The following is a 17163-nucleotide window of genomic DNA, read 5'->3' as shown; positions in this document are numbered from 1 at the left end:
TTTAGCCGTAACGACCTGTAATATAATCTTCAGTCTTTTTCTTCGTTGGTGTTGTAAATAAGGTATTTGTATCTGAGTACTCAATCAGCTCACCCATGTACATAAAGGCTGTTTGGTCAGATACCCGCGCTGCTTGTTGCATGTTATGCGTAACAATAACAACGGTAAATTTGTTCTTTAAATCGTTAATTAACTCTTCAATAACTAAAGTAGAAATTGGATCAAGTGCCGACGTTGGTTCATCTAGCAATAAAACCTCAGGCTCTATCGCAATAGAACGAGCAATCACTAAACGCTGTTGCTGACCGCCTGATAAACCAAAGGCACTGTCGTGTAATCTATCTTTTACTTCATCCCATAAAGCTGCGCCACGTAATGACTGCTCTACTACTTCGTCTAACTTACGCTTTTCTTTAATGCCCTGTAAGCGTAGACCATAGACTACGTTTTCATAAATCGATTTTGGAAATGGGTTTGGACGCTGAAACACCATTCCCACATTACGGCGAAGCGCCGCAACATCTACATTTTTATCGTAAATATTTTGCCCATGAAGGAGTATTTCACCTTCAATTCGACAAATATCAACTAAGTCATTCATTCGGTTAATACAACGCAGTAATGTTGATTTACCACAACCAGATGGGCCGATAAACGCCGTTACTTGGCCTTTTGGAATGTTCATATTAACTTTACTAAGCGCTTGTTTATCACCGTAGTAAAGATCGAGATCTTTAATCTCTAACGCTTTTTGCTCGTCTGTTAAATTGTCTAAATCTAACTTCATGCCCAAATTGGCTTGGTTTACTTTTGGAGCGACTGTAATCATGTTTGTTACCTATTAAATCTTTACTAATTAGTGTTCAAGCGATCTGAATTTTTCACGTAAATGGTTACGTATACCAATGGCCGTTATATTGAGTGTAATGATAACCGACACAAGTAAAAATGCCGTTGCATATACCAGCGGACGTGCCGCTTCAACATTCGGGCTTTGGAAGCCAACATCGTAAATATGAAAGCCTAAGTGCATGAACTTTCTGTCTAAGTGAAAATACGGAAAGTTGCCGTCTAGTGGTAACGTGGGTGCCATTTTAACAACACCTACCAACATCAGTGGCGCAACTTCGCCTGCTGCACGTGCAACAGCCAGTATTAAACCCGTCATAATTGCAGGGCTTGCCATTGGAATTACAATACGCCATAGGGTTTCAACTTTAGTTGCACCCAATGCCAACGAACCGTCACGCACAGTGCTTGGAATACGTGATAAACCTTCTTCCGTAGATACAATAACCACGGGTAACGTTAGTATTGCCAATGTTAATGCAGACCACATTACACCCGGTGTGCCAAATACTGGCGTTGGTGAAGACTCTGGGTAAAACAACTGGTCAATACTGCCACCAAGCATGTATACAAAAAAGCCTAAACCGAATACACCATAAACAATGGAAGGTACACCCGCTAAGTTGATTACCGCGATACGAATCATTTTTGTGACCGCATTTTTAGCCGCGTATTCGTGCAAGTAAATAGCAGCAACAACACCAAACGGCGTAACTATCACGGCCATCAACATAACCATAAATACAGTACCAAATATAGCAGGGAATACGCCCCCTTCAGTATTTGCTTCGCGTGGATCGTCAGATACAAACTTGCCTAATTGACCAAAGTAATGACCTAGCTTTGCAAAAAAGCCCATGTCGTTCGGAAACCACACATCCAGTACTTGATACATTGGGATCGTGACTATTTCGCCGCGCATATCTTTAACTGTAACATGGTCGCGCTTAGCCTGTTTACGCAGTGCAAATAACTCTTTTTCAAGTTCGCCGTACTCTGCACGTAATTCTGCGCGCATTTTTGCAAGCTCTGCAACACGTTCATCTGTTAACTGGTTGTCAAGTAGGTAGCTTTTCTCTTTTAAACGTAGACGCTCAAGTTCATAGTTAATATGACCTATATCGCCATTTTGTAAATCTAATGCTTCATCGTTTAAATCTACAGCACGCTCAACAAGGTCATATAAAGCATCAACCTTATCACCCTCTACTGGTTTACCATCTTTAAATACACTTTCTACATAGCCGTAAAAGTTACCATTTTTGCTACGTTCAAATACTGCAAGCGTAGCGGGTGTAGACTTTGCTTTTATGTCGGTTTCAAGTATCCAACGAAAATCTAAATCTACGTATTCACGGTTACCTGTTTTAATAAGTAAGCGTTCAAATTCTTCTTTATCAAATGCTGAAACATCAACACCTGTTGCTGCCAAACGCTCTTTAGGTACGAGTTCACGGTCGTAAACTTCACCAATAACGGTTTGCTTTGCAATTGAGCCTTCAAGCTCAAACTGTACAACTTGAGAAGGCCAGAAAAAACTCAATCCCTTCCAGGCTATCATTGCTAATATACCTAAAACCGAAATCAAGCTGATGCTCACTGCACCGCCGGTCATCCAAATCCAAGGAGAACCAGACTTAAACCACTGCTTTACCATGTCGTGTCTCCCCACTTACATTGAGCTGTATTTTTCACGTAACTGCTGACGAACAAACTCAGCTAACGTGTTAAATACAAAGGTGAATATGAATAGTACAAAGGCTGCTAAAAACAATATTCTGTAATGCGAGCTACCTACTTCTGATTCAGGCATTTCTACCGCAATATTAGCCGCCAGCGTTCTCATGCCTTGGAAAATACTCCAGTCCATAATCGGTGTGTTACCTGTTGCCATGAGTACAATCATGGTTTCGCCCACGGCACGGCCAAGGCCCATCATTACCGCAGAAAATATACCAGGGCTTGCAGTTAACAGCACAACACGAACTAGTGTTTGCCATTGAGTTGCACCCAATGCTAGTGAACCATTTGATAAGTGCTTAGGTACGCTAAATACAGCGTCTTCCGCAATAGAGAAGATAGTAGGAACCACTGCAAAACCCATTGCTATACCGACTACCAATGAATTACGTTGGTCAAATGTCATGCCTAACTCGTTTGTTAGATACTGACGTACATTCCCGTCAAACATCCACAGTTCTACTGTTTCGCTCATCGCAAACGATAACCAACCAACCACTAATACAACAGGAATTAAAATAATTGAATGAGACCCTTCAGGTATTTTATGGCGAATACTCGCTGGTAATTTTGTCCAAGCAAGTGCTGAACCTAAAATACCCACAGGTAATAAAATGAGTAAGCCAACAATTGCAGGTAAGTGCTCTTCAATTAATGGGGCTAACCAAAGACCCGCCAAAAAGCCTAAAATAACAGTAGGAAGTGCTTCCATTATTTCAACGGTTGGCTTTACAACCTTACGTAATCCACTCGACATAAAGTACGCAGTGTAAATTGCCGACGAAATCGCAATAGGTACTGCAAATAACATGGCGTAAAAAGCCGCTTTAATTGTACCGAACGAAATAGGCACAAGCGAAAATTTAGATTCAAAGTCATCACTTGCAGAAGTTGATTGCCAAATATATGCAGGCTCTGGGTAACCTTCGTACCATACTTCTTGCCATAACGCAGACCAAGTTACTTCAGGGTGTTCGTTGTGAACCTCTAATACCGTTAGCTTGCCATCCGCTAAAATTAACGCTGCATTTGAGCGCGGTGCAATTGCAAAGTGTTTAATTTCGCCTTCACTTACTTTACCTTGCCACAACTTAGCTTCGCTTGTTGTGTAGTAAACACCCAGCTCACCGTTACTACTGGTAGTGAAAAAAGTACGACGATAAAATTCTGTAAATATATTTAATTTACTTTGTTTAGTTGTTTCAAACGCACGAATTTTTTGAAACTGACGGCCAGTATCTGTGTTTACTTCAAACCACTGCGATACTTCGCCGTTATCGTTAGCAAGCATTAATGAGTTTGCACCCGCTAGTAACTGAGCCGACACTATATTAGCGCTTTCTTCATTAGCTGATAATAATTGAATTTGCTCTACTTCACTTGGGTCGCGCGTGTCATAAACGTAAATTTGATTAGCTGAACGAATAAACGTACGTGTTGTATCTGGCGAAATTAAAAGCTCATCTACACGGCCTTCAATATCAAGCTCTGTTCTCTCAACAACCCACTCAACTTCACCCGTAAACATGTTTTCTTCGGCAACAAAACTGCTAAATAAAACACGCTTATCTGCGGTTAATGCAACAACCGCCGTTTTATCTTCATAGTGAGTAAACGCAAAACGTTTAATTGCAGCGCCTTGAGCGTCAACTTCTAACGCCATTTCACCAAGCGGGTAATCAACTCGGGGCGTTAATTTACGTTCGTTATTTGGAAAGGTAACTAAAAACTTAGGTACAACCACCATCACAGTGCCGTTTTCTAAACCATATGCGTATTGGCCTTGAAACGGTGCGCTAGTTGCAAAGCTTGTTACTTCACTTGGAAGAGCAACATTAAGTGTTTTAAGTTTTTTACCAAAACGTGCTTTTTCTACATTGTAAAAATCAACTTGGCCTTGCTGGCTAAGCAAATAAGCAACTTCGGTTTGCTCTTCAACACCTAAGCCAACGATTTGATCTGCGTTACTTACAGTGAAACTGTCGCGCTTTTCAACTTTAGCCGACTCAAAAATTGGCTGTACTACATAAAGAAGGTAGAAAAATATTAACAACAGCGCTATTAATACCATTACTCCACCGGCGGTTATGCCAAATTTGGCAAACCTGTCTTTAAATAGACGGCTTCGATCCGTATTAAAAGACGGTTTATTCGGATTGGAAGTCATCAAAACACCTTTAAATCTTAACGTTCCATAAATTATATTTCATCAAGATGACAGTAATGTTACAACGGTCATAATAAGCACTTTAATTAAAGGTATATCTAAGGTGGCATATATTATTGTATTAATTAAGATGAAAATAAGGTGTTTAACAGAGGAACTAAATAACAAAAATAATTGGACAAAGCATTTAACGAGGTTAATACTCAAATGGTACATTAAGGAATGCGCTTACCTTTTTCATTCACGTTAAATTAATCATTAGTACAATAAAATCATAAATTTATAATAGCGCAACAGCATCAAAACATAACTTTATTTAATGCCTACGCATTTACATTCTTCAGGCTAAAGAGAGGCACAATTTATGAAGCAGTTGGTAATAACTATTTTAGGAAAGGATCGTCCAGGCTTAGTAGAAGATATTTCATCAGTAGTTTTAAAAAATCATGGCAACTGGTTATGTAGTAATCTTAGCCATTTATTAGGTCATTTTGCAGGCATTATTCAGCTAGAAGTTGCCGAAGAGCATTTTCAGGAACTGCAAAATGCGCTGAGCGCTTTACCAAAACTTGAAGTACGTATTGAAGCTGGCAATACTGAAATCGAACCTTCACCACGTGAACAAATCAATTTAGTTATCACAGGGAATGATCGCCCTGGTATTGTCCAAGAGCTTGCAAGCGTAATACGACACAAAGGGGCAAGCATTACTCATTTAAATTCAAGACAACAAAGCGCTCCCAACTGGGGAGTCCCTATTTTTAGCGCTGTTGCAACTGTTACCTTACCTAACGGAATGGATAAAGACGAAGTTATTGATGCACTTGAATCAATAACCAGCGATTTGATAGTAGATACAGAAGAAGCGTAATTCTTATATTGCGTGTCATACAAGTGACACGCATGTCATTTTAATGTCATTAAATTGTTTTATATTTCATTTAGCGTTAGATAATGGAATATACGATGAATGCCCACATAGAACACACTCAAACTATTGAATACTTTGCCAAAGAGCTTAGTTGGCTGTCATTTAACGAGCGCGTACTGCAAGAGGCTAAAGACAAAAACAATCCAATAATTGAACGCATGCGCTTTTTAGGTATATTTTCTAATAACCTTGATGAATTTTTTAGAGTGCGTGTTGCCGATGTTAAACGCCGTATTTTATTAAACAAACTCCCCGATGCTAACTTTGAAGAAGACGAAGCTTTATTAAGTCAAATTCAGCAAAAAGTGTTGCAACTAGGCAAAAAATTTAACCTAATACATCAACAAATTTTAAATGATTTAACCACTCATAATATCCATGTTGACCGCCCCGAAAAATTAACAGAATTTCACCTCAATTGGCTCAAAACGTATTTTCATGACACAGTTTTACAGCATATATCGCCTATTTTACTTAATGAAAATAAAGATTACTCCGATTACATAAACGACACCATGACCTACTTGTTTATTGAAATGAGTGACGAAAAAAGCCACTACGCTATGCTTGAAGTACCCACAGACCGTGTTCCTCGTTTTATTATATTACCGCCTGAAAAAACACGTCGCCGTAAAACTATTGTCATGCTTGATGATGTTATTTCTTACTTTTTAAATGATGTTTTTAGTAACTTTTTTCATTTTGATAAAATTCAAGGCCATGCAATAAAACTCACCCGAGATGCCGAATACAACTTAGACGACGAACTAGAAGAAGGCCTGCTCGATAAAATGTCAAAAGGACTCAAGCAACGTATTTATGCAGAGCCTGTTCGCCTTGTTTACGACGAAAGCATGCCCGAAAGTATGTTAAAAGTGATGAAAAAACGTTTAAATGTGAGTCATCATGATGCGTTGATACCTGCAGGTCGCTACCGCAACTTTAGAGATTTTATTGCTTTTCCTAATGTCGGTCGCCAATACCTTGAAAACAAACCACTCCCAGCGATACAAAGTACTGCTTTTAATAAACATAGCAGTGTATTTGACGCAATAAGCGAGCAGGATATATTACTTTACTACCCATACCACACGTTTAATCATTTATTAGAATATGTTCGCCAAGCCGCATTTGATCCTATGGTAACGCAAATAAAAGTAAATATTTATCGTGTTGCGAGCAAGTCCCGGCTTATTTCTTTACTCATTAATGCCGCTAAAAACGACAAAAGCGTAACCGTAATGGTTGAGCTCAAAGCACGCTTTGATGAACAGAACAATATTGAATGGGCTAAAGTACTGAGCAGCGCGGGAATAAAAGTTATTTTTGGCATACCTGCACTAAAAGTACACAGCAAACTGTGTGTTATTCACCGTAAAGAAAAAAACAAAATTGTTAAATATGCTCATATTGGTACCGGAAACTTTCATGAAAAAACAGCTAAAATTTATACCGACTTTAGCCTTTTCACTAAACATAACGGCATTTGTGAAGAGTGCGATAGCGTATTTAAATTTATAGAAAGCAGCTATAAGCCCTTTAATTTTGAATATTTAATGATCTCCCCTGTCAATGCCCGCGACACATTACTTGATCTGATTGATAAAGAAATAAAGCATGTTGAAGATGGTTTTGCAGGGAGAATAACAATTAAAGTAAATAACTTAGTTGATAAGCAACTTGTAGATAAGCTTTATTATGCTGGTCGTCGTGGTGTAAAGATTCGAATTATTGTACGGGGTATGTGCTCATTAATATCTGGGGTGCCTCGCTTCAGCGAAAACATAAAGGTGATCAGTATTGTTGATCGCTTTTTAGAGCACCCTAGAGTCATGGTGTTTGGTAATAATGGTGACGATAAAGTATATATTTCGTCTGCCGATTGGATGACACGTAACCTTGATCAACGTGTTGAAGTAGGCGTGCCAATTTTAAATAATAAATTAAAACAACTCATTATCGATATTTTAGAGCTACAATTTAAAGACCGTACCAAAGCTCGGCTAATCGATAGCGAGCAAAAAAACACCTATGTTAGGCGCGGTAACAGAAGAAAAATTCGCTCACAGATTGCAATTTACGACCACCTAAAAAAATGGGAAAGTAACTATAATAATGAATAATCATCCATCAATAGCAGCCGTCGATCTAGGTTCGAATAGCTTTCACTTGGTCGTTGCGCGCGAAGTGGATGGCACATTGCAAATTTTGCATAAAGAGAAACAACGTGTTTATTTAGCTGATGGCCTAGACGATAAATTAAGGCTAAACCAAGATGCGATAGACCGTGCGCTACGTGTACTTAAACAGTTTGCAAATACACTTGAAGACTTTCCTTCTAGTAATGTAAAAGTAGCTGCGACTTACACTTTTAGGCGCGCCAAAAATATTCATGCCTTTTTAACCCAAGCAAGTAACGTTTTTCCATTTCATATTGACGTGATCCCCGGGCAAGAAGAAGCTAGGCTTATTTATCAGGGTGTGGCTCATTATATTCATAATGAAGAAAACCGCCTTATTATCGATATTGGCGGAGGCAGTACCGAACTTATTATTGGCAAACACTTTAAGCATAAGCTGCTTACTAGTCGAAATATGGGTTGTGTTAGCTACACAAAACAATTTTTTAGTGACGGAGCTATTACAGCCAAGCGCTTTAATCGAGCTGAAACAAAAGCAGAACAAGAAATCGAAGTTATTTATGCTAACTACATTCGCGAGGGTTGGCAAAATGTAATTGGTACGTCGGGCACTATAAAGTCAATATTAACCATGGTGAATGCACAAAATCCACAACAATCATTTATAAATATTGAGGATTTACTTACTCTTAAACAACAATGTATTGCTGCTAAACACATCGATAATATCTGTATTGAAGGGTTAACCCCTGAGCGTCAGCAAAGCCTATGTGGAGGGCTTGCCATTCTTATTGCTATTTTTAAAGAATTTTCGATTAACGAACTTACGTATAGTGACTTCTCTTTAAGAGAGGGATTACTTCACGAAATGCAGCAGAAGCTGGCTGATAAAGATATTCGTAGCAACACAATTAATAACTTAAGTGAACGATATACAGTTGATAAACCGCATGCTTTACAGGTTGCAAACACAGCACTTTGGATTTACGAGCGAGTTGGTAAGGCATGGCAACTTAATGATAATGACGACACAGCACTTTTAACCTGGGCGGCAAAATTACATGAGATTGGATTATCTATAAACTCTTCAGGAATTAATAAGCACAGTGCCTATATTGTGGCAAACAGTCAACTTCCTGGTTTTACTCAGCAGGAACAGCTCATTTTAAGTTCGCTAATTCGATTTTACCGTAAAAAAATTAAATTAGATGAACTACCAGAGTTTACAACTATCGCACAGCAACATGTCATTAAGCTTGTTACTATTTTGCGATTAGCCATTTTATTTAATCAAAAGCGACAAACAAGCCAGCAGCCTAATATGGATATTAGCGCCAATAGCACGGGGCTTTTCATTAAGTTTCATGATAACTATTTGCAAGAACATACATTGCTAGACGCTGACTTAGCACTAGAACAACGTTATTTAAAAAAGGTCGGAATAAGTCTTAGCTGCTCATAATAGAATTTAAAAAAGTGTATGGCAGGGCATTTATACCCTGCTTGTTTTTACTTCCCCTGATGTAACTACATATCCATATGACGATTTGTACTTTGCATCATTTGTTTAAGCCTTTGCTTTTCAAGCTCTAGTAGCTGCGCTAGCTTCTCTTGAGCATGTTCCGTTTCTGAACGTTCAAGCAGGTAACCGTAAAGCGCAATCACTTTTTGATGCTGGCCCGATAAGTAATTTTGAATTGCTTTTTCATCTAACTGTTTATCTTTGCTGATATCGTTAAACGTAATAAGTTCAGGGTTGCTGGCGAAGTACTCATAGCAAAATGTGTCGAGCGTGTTAATTTCGGTAATCGCTTTAAACCCCACTAAATCTTCAGCGAGTTTTTTTTCGTAATTAAGGTAATAATCCACCAGCATGGCATTACGCTCATCAAGTATTGGTTTCACGCTATAAAAATTAGCCGCCATTTGCGTATGAAATAATACAGTCCAGTCGTATACCTCTTTAATTGTTTTAACTTGCATGTGCATTCCTTACTTAGTTAACTGATAAGTTACGGGTTGCTTGAATCATACCAACAAAAAATACACTTTAAAACAATGGGTTAAACCTTATAGACAAATTAAAATGTAAATTAGTAGAATAACTTACAAACGATAGGTAATTTTTATAGGGCAATGATAAGTCATTACCCTATCACTGTTACTTAATAGCCTTTTTTCTCCATAATAAGTAAACCGCAGGAATAACCAATAAGGTCAATACTATCGCGCTCGCCATTCCACCCACCATAGGCGCTGCAATTCGGCTCATTACTTCACTACCGGTACCCGTTCCATAAAGCACAGGTAATAAACCAATAACAATAGTAGCCACCGTCATCATTACAGGGCGTACACGTAAGCCGGCACCTTCAATAATTGCTTGCTGTAACTGAGCTAACGAAAGTGCTTTATCAGCTCGCTTAGCTGTTAAGCACATGTTTTGATATGCCTGATTTAAGTAAACCAGCATAATCACCCCAATCTCTACCGCGACACCAGCCAGTGCAATAAAACCGACCCCTACGGCGACTGAAAAGTTAAAGCCTTCAAGGTACATGAGCCATACACCCCCTATCATAGCCAATGGCAGTGTGCACATAATAATAGTTACCTCAGCAAAGCTTTTAAAATTAAGATAGAGCAGCACAACAATAATGGCCAAGGTAAGAGGCACTACGTAGGTGAGCTTCTCTTTTGCACGTTGCATATATTCATACTGCCCAGCCCATGAAATAGAATACCCTGAAGGCAATATCAAGCGTTCATTTAGCACGGCTCTCGCGCTTTCAACATAGCGACCAATATCTACGCCATCTATATCAATATAAACCCAACCATTTAAACGTGCATTTTCACTTTTAATGCCAGAGGGGCCATTTTCAACAAATACATCGGCAACATCTCCAAGAAGAATGTGCTGCCCCTGCGGCGTCACAATGGGTAATAACATAAGGGCTTCAGGTGAATCTCTAAAAACTTGCGGATAACGTAAATTAACCGAATAACGAGCCTGCCCCTCTATTGTTTGTGTTACATTTTTACCGCCAACAGCCGTTGCTATAACTTGCTGTATATTGCTTATGTTTAAATTATAACGCGCTGCTTTTTCACGATTTATATCAATTTTTACGTAGCGTCCACCTGCAACTCGTTCAGAGTAAACAGAGACGGTTCCTTTAATATCAGCAAGTAGTGTTTCTATTTGCTCGCCAATTTTTTGGATTTCACTTAACTGCGGACCTGCCACTTTAATACCTACAGGGGTTTTAATACCGGTTGCCAACATGTCTATGCGTGTTTTAATCGGCATAACCCACGCATTAGTTAAACCAGGAAACGTAACTAATGCATCAAGTTCGGCTTTGAGTTTTTCAAGCGTCATTCCCTCTCGCCATTCGTCTTTGGGTTTGAGTTGAATAAACGTTTCAATCATTGTTAGTGGGGCCGGATCGGTGGCTGTTTCGGCTCTTCCAACTTTACCAAATACTGTTTTAACCTCCGGCACGGTTGCGATTAATTTATCTGTTTGCTGCAACACCTCTCGAGCTTTAGCTATTGATATACTGGGGTATGTAGTGGGCATATACATTAAATCCCCCTCATCAAGTGGTGGAATAAACTCGCTACCTATTTTGTTCAGTGGGTAAAAACCTACCAAGGTCATAACTAAAGCAAATATTAAGGTCGTTTTTGGGTAATTAAGCACCCAGCTAAGCAAAGGGCGATAAGCTGCTACAAGCAACCGGTTAACGGGATTTTTATTTTCAGGTATTACTTTGCCTCTTATAAAATAACCCATTAATACAGGCACTAAGGTGATCGCTACCCCTGCTGAGGCCGCCATAGCATAAGTTTTAGTGTAAGCGAGAGGTGAAAACATTCGCCCTTCTTGCGCCTCTAAAATAAAGACAGGCAAAAAACTGACGGTAATAATTAATAAACTAAAAAACAGCGCAGGGCCTACTTCGCTTGTCGCTTTGATAACGACTTGCCAACGGTTTTGATCAGTCAGTGGTGTTTTTTCCATATGCTTATGCATATTTTCAATCATAACTATGGCGCCATCGGTCATTGCCCCTATGGCAATCGCAATCCCGCCCAAAGACATAATGTTAGCGTTAATTCCTTGCCAATACATTACAATAAACGCCGTTAATATACCCAGCGGTAAAGTAATAATAGCCACCAAAGATGAGCGTACATGAAACAAAAACACAACACACACAAGCGCTACAACAACAAGTTCTTCAACAAGTTTGCTAGTCAGATTATTTATTGCGTTGTTAATTAAGTTTGAGCGATCGTAAACAGGAATAATCTCAACGCCCTCGGGCAGTCCCTTTTTGAGCGATTCGAGCTTGGCCTTAACCAGTTCAATGGTTTTTTGTGCATTTTCACCATAACGCATAACAACAATGCCACCGGTAGCTTCGCCTTCACCGTTAAGATCACTTAAGCCACGCCGTATCTGGGGACCAAGTCGAATATTTGCGACATCGCGTAACTGCAAAGCGGTACCGTTTGCATTAGTACCTAATGGAATAGCCTCTAAATCGGCAACACTTTTAATGTAACCTGTGCTGGTAACCATATATTCCGCTTCGGCCATTTCAATAACAGAGGCGCCTGTTTCTTGGTTTCCTTGCTCTATTGCAGTTTGAATAAGGCTCAACGGAATGCCGTAAGCACGTAACTTATTAGGATCGACATTTACTTGATACTGCTTAACCATCCCCCCTACAGAGGCAACCTCAGAAACACCCGGTACGGTTTGTAATTCAAATTTTAAAAACCAATCTTGTAAGCTTCTTAGCTGACTTATGTCATGCTTATTTGTTTTATCAACCAATGCATATAAATAAATCCAACCTACGCCCGATGCATCGGGTCCAAGTTCTGGCGTTGCGCCTTCAGGCAGACGGTTTGCAGCTTGTGTTAGGTATTCTTGCACTCGGCTACGTGCCCAATATAAATCGGTGCTGTCGTCAAAAATAATATAAACATACGAGTCGCCAAAAAATGAAAAACCTCTTACGGTTTTTGCCCCTGGTACCGATAACATTGCAGTAGTAAGCACAAAGGTTACTTGGTCTTGTACCACCTGCGGTGCTTGCCCCGGATACGATGTTTTTACAATAACTTGCACATCCGATAAATCGGGCAAGGCATCTACTGCCGTATTTTTAACGGCAAACACACCACCACCCACTAAAATTAATGTAAGCAATAATATAAATAACCGGTTATAGACAGACCAGCGAATAACAGCAGCAATCATTTTACTTCCTCGTCCATCATATGTTGCATTGAGGAGTGATCCATTATTTCAACATGGTTTAAAGCGGTGATCACAAAATCATCATTCATAATGCTAAATGTGAAATTAATGGTTTGGCCTTTCACAAGAGAGCTAGCCTCTATATGCGATGCTAATACAAAGTTCATTGTTGCTGGACCTCTGTTCCATTTTTGAATAGCTTCGCGGCTAATATTTACAACTCGCGTTTGTGCATCTATTGCATTTATAACGCCATTTACAGTTGCATTTTGAGAGGTAACATCGTTACTCGCATGAGCTGCTGGCATCTCCATTCGCTTAAAGTCTGAACGTTTGCTCGACTCAGAATCTATTAAAAATTGTGCCGATGTGACCACACTCTCGTTTGCCATCACACCTGACAAAATAACCGTTTCATCAAGGTTTGTTTGCCCTACTTGTACTTCAACAGATTTAAAGCGCCCTTCACCTAATGCGACAACTACACGGTTTTGATGTTGCGTACGAATTACAGCTTCTTTTGGTACTACAAGCTGAGGCTTACTCACCTTTGTATGAATAACTACCTGAACAAACATATTCGGTTTTAGCTCAAGGTCTTTATTTTCAAACCGGAGCCTGACCCGAAGTGTTCTATTTTGAGCATCGAGCGCAGGATAAATATAATCAACCTGCCCTTGCCATTCTTTTCCCTTTAAATAATCAAGAGTCATGGTTACCGGCAAGCCAACACTAATAAGCGACGATTGGCGCTCAAATATTTCAGCTTCTACCCATACCTCATCAAGTTGAGCAATGCTCATCATTGATGTACCTGGCTTTACATAAAAACCTTCTCGCACATTCAGCTCATCAACAATTCCACTTTGACGCGCATAAAAGGTAATATTTTGCATTATTTGCTTATTTTTTTGTAAGCGCTCGATAAATTCAGCAGATACATTTAACGACTCTAATCGTGCTTTTGCAGCACGAATTAGCACATTGTTATTTCTATTTACTGCCAATAAAAACTCTTCTTGTGCGTTAACCAGCTGCGGTGAGTACAAGGTATACAAAGGTTCGCCTGCGCTGATTTTATCGCCTTGCGCTTTTACGTATAAATTTTCAAGCCACCCTTCTACACGAGGATGAATATGCGTCATTTCATCTTGGTTATATTGCACATACCCCAGTGTATTAATATTATTTTGCAGTGCTTTTAACTGCACTTTTGTGGTTTTCACCCCTAAATTATTAATTACCACTGGCGAAATAGTAACTACCCCTTTTTCAATTTCGCTATTGCTAGCTTCGTCGTAAACAGGTACTAAATCCATCCCCATAGGAGAGAGGCCTGGAGCGTCACGCCTATAATTACTGTCCATGGGTGCGACCCAATACAAGGGGTGTTTTTCGGTAGTTGCCGGTTTTTCATTAAATGTAATTTGCGTAAGACCAGCCCAAAAGCCTGCTCCCACAACAGCGGCAATTAATAGTTTTAAATTAGCGTTCATCAGGCTGAATCCCCTACTAGTTCGCCCATAACTTGGGAGTCTAAGCTGCTTATATAATAATTTAGCCGTGCAATAATAATGTGTTTATCTACTTGAATATTAAGCGCGTCAATTTTGGCATTTAACTCACCAATACGCGCTTGCATTACATCAGAAAAGTCACCGTCATCACGCGTATAAGCATTTAAGGTTGCTTGTGATTGCTCAGCCATTTGTACTAATAACGTATTTTGATATAGTGTATTTCGCTTTTGTAACTGAGATAGCTGGCTATATTCTTTAAAATACATGCCTTTGAGTTTTTGCAAAGCGACTCTTTTTTGTGTTTTAGTCGCCTCCGCAATCGATATAGCCGATTTAACTTGTTGGTCTTGCCTATTATCTGTAAACAAAGGTAGATCAATGCTAACCCCCACAGAAAGTAAGTCAGCCCTTGATTGGCCCATTGGTGTGTCTGCTCGATAGCCATACCCTACATTAACCCCTATCTGTGGCTGGTAGCTTTGTTTAGCTAGGCGCACTTGTGTTTGCTTGGCCAATACACTTTGCTCTATGGCTACAATGGCTGGGTGAGCCATAAGTAATTGTATAAGTTGACCAAATTCAAGTGTATTAAAATTAGTAAGCGCGGGAGGGGTTATAAATTTACCATCTAAAGGTTTTTCTAACATTGTTATGGGCAACCATTGCGCTAGCCGATTTTTAGCACTGTGAAGTTGTTGCTCAAGTGTGAGTAGCTTATCTTCTAAGCGGGTAAGCTCTAACTGGGCCCGAATAATATCTTGCTGGCGTGTCTTACCCTGTGTACTTGCGTAGCTGGCCTCAGTTATTTGAATAAGCTGAGTAAATAACTCTCTGTCTTTCTCTATTAAGTTAATACTGCGCTGTGCCCTATAAGCATTTAGCCAAAACTCGGTAACTATCGCTTTTACCTGAGCTAACCTATCAGCTCGCTGCCATGGGTATTGCTGCGATGACTGCAAAAGTGACGCTTGCTTGAGTGCTAGGCTATCACCGCGGCTAAACTTTTGACTTACACTTACCTTAAATTGAGTCATCCCTTCTTGATCAAACGCATAACCATTTGTTGGTAAGTTCATCAGACCAAGCGTGAGTGTTGGGTCGGGTAAAGTGCCCGCCATAATACTCTGCGCCATAACGGCTTGCTCTTGGTGGCGGCTTGCAGATAACCACGGATCATTTTCAAGTGCATAACTAAGGGCGTGAGATAAGTTTAGCGTTCTCTGTGAGTTATACTTATCCGTTGCGCCTGTCGTGTTTTCTTCTTGGGTATTCGCCGCACTGCTGAACAAAGTCAAACAACATAGCACTGCGTTTATTTTCAAAGCGTAATTCATCGCTTGCTCCATTTAAAAATTAATAAAAATTTAAATTGGCAAGAAAGGTGTTTATATCAGCCGCACCGAATAAGAAAACTAATCACGTTTTCAAAGGGTCAAAGTCAGCTAGAAGTTCATAAAATTTAGACACACCTATCCTGCTATTTAAGCAAACATAGGAGGGCGGTAAAGTGATTTGGGAGAGGTTGTTTGAGCACTTAATTCGGGCGTATTCACTTTTTCAGTAATAATAACTGCAGTAACCAATAAAATATCAACATTAAGCATTGAGTTAGCGGTACAGCCATTAACGGGGCAACTGCATTCGTTTTGAGCCGTCGCCTCGTCATCGCAGCAATCCATTTGCATCATGGTATGGTGAGCGCTGTTATTCCCTTCGCTGGTATTACCCAAGTGCATATTAACGTGAGCATTAGACTGATGAGGCATTTCACATTCACTTGCTACAGACGCAAAAGACTGACCCACAAACGTGAGCAGTAAAGTAAGCGTAAGTAAAATAGTGTACATGCGTTGCAAAATGATACCCCAATCAAAAAAAGAGAGTTTAAAGTAACTTATAAACGACTACAAATAATTTAGGGCGTGTTATGTAGTTTGGTTTGAGTTTTAATTAAATAGCTGGCAGTAACTGCAAATAGACAATAGGCACTAAAGTACCAAAACCCTTCACCAAACTGTGCATTCATAACAAGCAATTCACCACTTTTAGCATGTGCATTGCCTGCTAAATACGTAACAATTAACGCTATTACAAATACATCAACCATACTCCATTTGCTGAGCGCACACACAATATTGCCACAAACTTGCTTAAGCTTATTCACTGGTAAGCAGCAATACAGTAGCTGTAATAATAACTTTAGGCTTGGCACCACCACTGAAAAAAGACCAACCAAGATAGCAACAAGCAAATTATTATTATTTGCTAGGTCTTTAATAGTGCCGTAAATACTTTGCGTTTTGCTATAGGCGCTAATCTCGCCTTCTAACTTATCTAGCCCCAACATGTTTGAAAACATCATTAGCATACTGCGCGTTCGGCCATCGCCTTCTTCTGCTAACATTTCAATACCCGCTTGAGCAAGTTTTGATTTATCAATATTTCCCTCAATTGTTAGCACTGGTTTTGTAATACCCGGAAATAACAAACATAAAGCAATAACAACACTTACAACAGATAAAAAATTACGCATC

General features: G+C 39.6%; 12 protein-coding genes. 3 read left to right on the top strand and 9 right to left on the bottom strand.

The window, feature by feature from the left end:
• Position 1 precedes the first annotated feature (1 nt).
• The 3 genes from pstB to AC27I2_RS05820 are packed head-to-tail and all read right to left on the bottom strand — an operon-like array spanning position 2 to position 4756.
• Positions 2-829 carry a phosphate ABC transporter ATP-binding protein PstB gene (pstB, locus tag AC27I2_RS05830; protein ID WP_006791197.1) on the bottom strand — a complete coding sequence of 276 codons (828 nt, stop codon included), beginning with the start codon at positions 827-829 and terminating at the stop codon, positions 2-4.
• Between the two features lie 27 nt (positions 830-856).
• Entirely contained in the window at positions 857-2506 is a 1650-nt protein-coding gene (gene pstA / locus AC27I2_RS05825; RefSeq protein ID WP_058403785.1) for a phosphate ABC transporter permease PstA, read from the bottom strand.
• Between the two features lie 15 nt (positions 2507-2521).
• Positions 2522-4756, bottom strand: a complete 2235-nt coding sequence (locus AC27I2_RS05820; RefSeq protein WP_487203709.1) for an ABC transporter permease subunit — start codon at positions 4754-4756, stop codon at positions 2522-2524.
• Positions 4757-5120: 364 nt separating this feature from the next.
• Here AC27I2_RS05820 and AC27I2_RS05815 point away from each other — a divergent pair, with 364 nt between their 5' ends.
• From AC27I2_RS05815 to AC27I2_RS05805, 3 genes are all read left to right on the top strand, one after another.
• Positions 5121-5627 carry a glycine cleavage system transcriptional repressor gene (locus AC27I2_RS05815; protein WP_487203708.1) on the top strand — a complete coding sequence of 169 codons (507 nt, stop codon included), beginning with the start codon at positions 5121-5123 and terminating at the stop codon, positions 5625-5627.
• A gap of 95 nt (positions 5628-5722) precedes the next feature.
• Complete coding sequence (ppk1, locus tag AC27I2_RS05810; protein WP_487203707.1) at positions 5723-7810, top strand: polyphosphate kinase 1; 2088 nt, start codon at positions 5723-5725, stop codon at positions 7808-7810.
• Positions 7803-9290 (top strand): Ppx/GppA phosphatase family protein, encoded by a 1488-nt coding sequence (locus AC27I2_RS05805; protein ID WP_487203706.1) that lies wholly within the window; start codon positions 7803-7805, stop codon positions 9288-9290. Before ppk1 ends, AC27I2_RS05805 begins: the two co-directional genes overlap by 8 nt.
• A gap of 65 nt (positions 9291-9355) precedes the next feature.
• Here AC27I2_RS05805 and AC27I2_RS05800 read toward each other — a convergent pair whose 3' ends face one another.
• The 6 genes from AC27I2_RS05800 to AC27I2_RS05775 form a co-directional block, all read right to left on the bottom strand.
• Positions 9356-9811: a hypothetical protein gene (locus AC27I2_RS05800; RefSeq protein WP_487203705.1), complete on the bottom strand. Its 456-nt coding sequence runs from the start codon at positions 9809-9811 to the stop codon at positions 9356-9358.
• Positions 9812-9989: 178 nt separating this feature from the next.
• Complete coding sequence (locus tag AC27I2_RS05795) at positions 9990-13109, bottom strand: efflux RND transporter permease subunit (protein ID WP_487203704.1); 3120 nt, start codon at positions 13107-13109, stop codon at positions 9990-9992.
• Positions 13106-14605: an efflux RND transporter periplasmic adaptor subunit gene (locus AC27I2_RS05790; protein WP_487203703.1), complete on the bottom strand. Its 1500-nt coding sequence runs from the start codon at positions 14603-14605 to the stop codon at positions 13106-13108. Before AC27I2_RS05790 ends, AC27I2_RS05795 begins: the two co-directional genes overlap by 4 nt.
• On the bottom strand, positions 14605-15963 hold the full coding sequence (locus AC27I2_RS05785; protein ID WP_487203702.1) for a TolC family protein: 1359 nt from the start codon (positions 15961-15963) through the stop codon (positions 14605-14607). The genes AC27I2_RS05790 and AC27I2_RS05785 overlap by 1 nt, the downstream gene beginning before the upstream one ends.
• Positions 15964-16110: 147 nt before the next feature.
• A complete protein-coding gene (locus AC27I2_RS05780) occupies positions 16111-16476 on the bottom strand; it encodes a hypothetical protein (RefSeq protein ID WP_487203912.1) in 366 nt (121 codons plus the stop codon).
• 68 nt (positions 16477-16544) lie between these two features.
• Positions 16545-17162 carry a paraquat-inducible protein A gene (locus tag AC27I2_RS05775; protein WP_487203701.1) on the bottom strand — a complete coding sequence of 206 codons (618 nt, stop codon included), beginning with the start codon at positions 17160-17162 and terminating at the stop codon, positions 16545-16547.
• Position 17163: the final 1 nt, after the last annotated feature.

It is taken from the genome of Pseudoalteromonas sp. NH0006-46, assembly GCF_057547735.1.
This window is presented reverse-complemented; position numbering and strand designations above follow the sequence as displayed.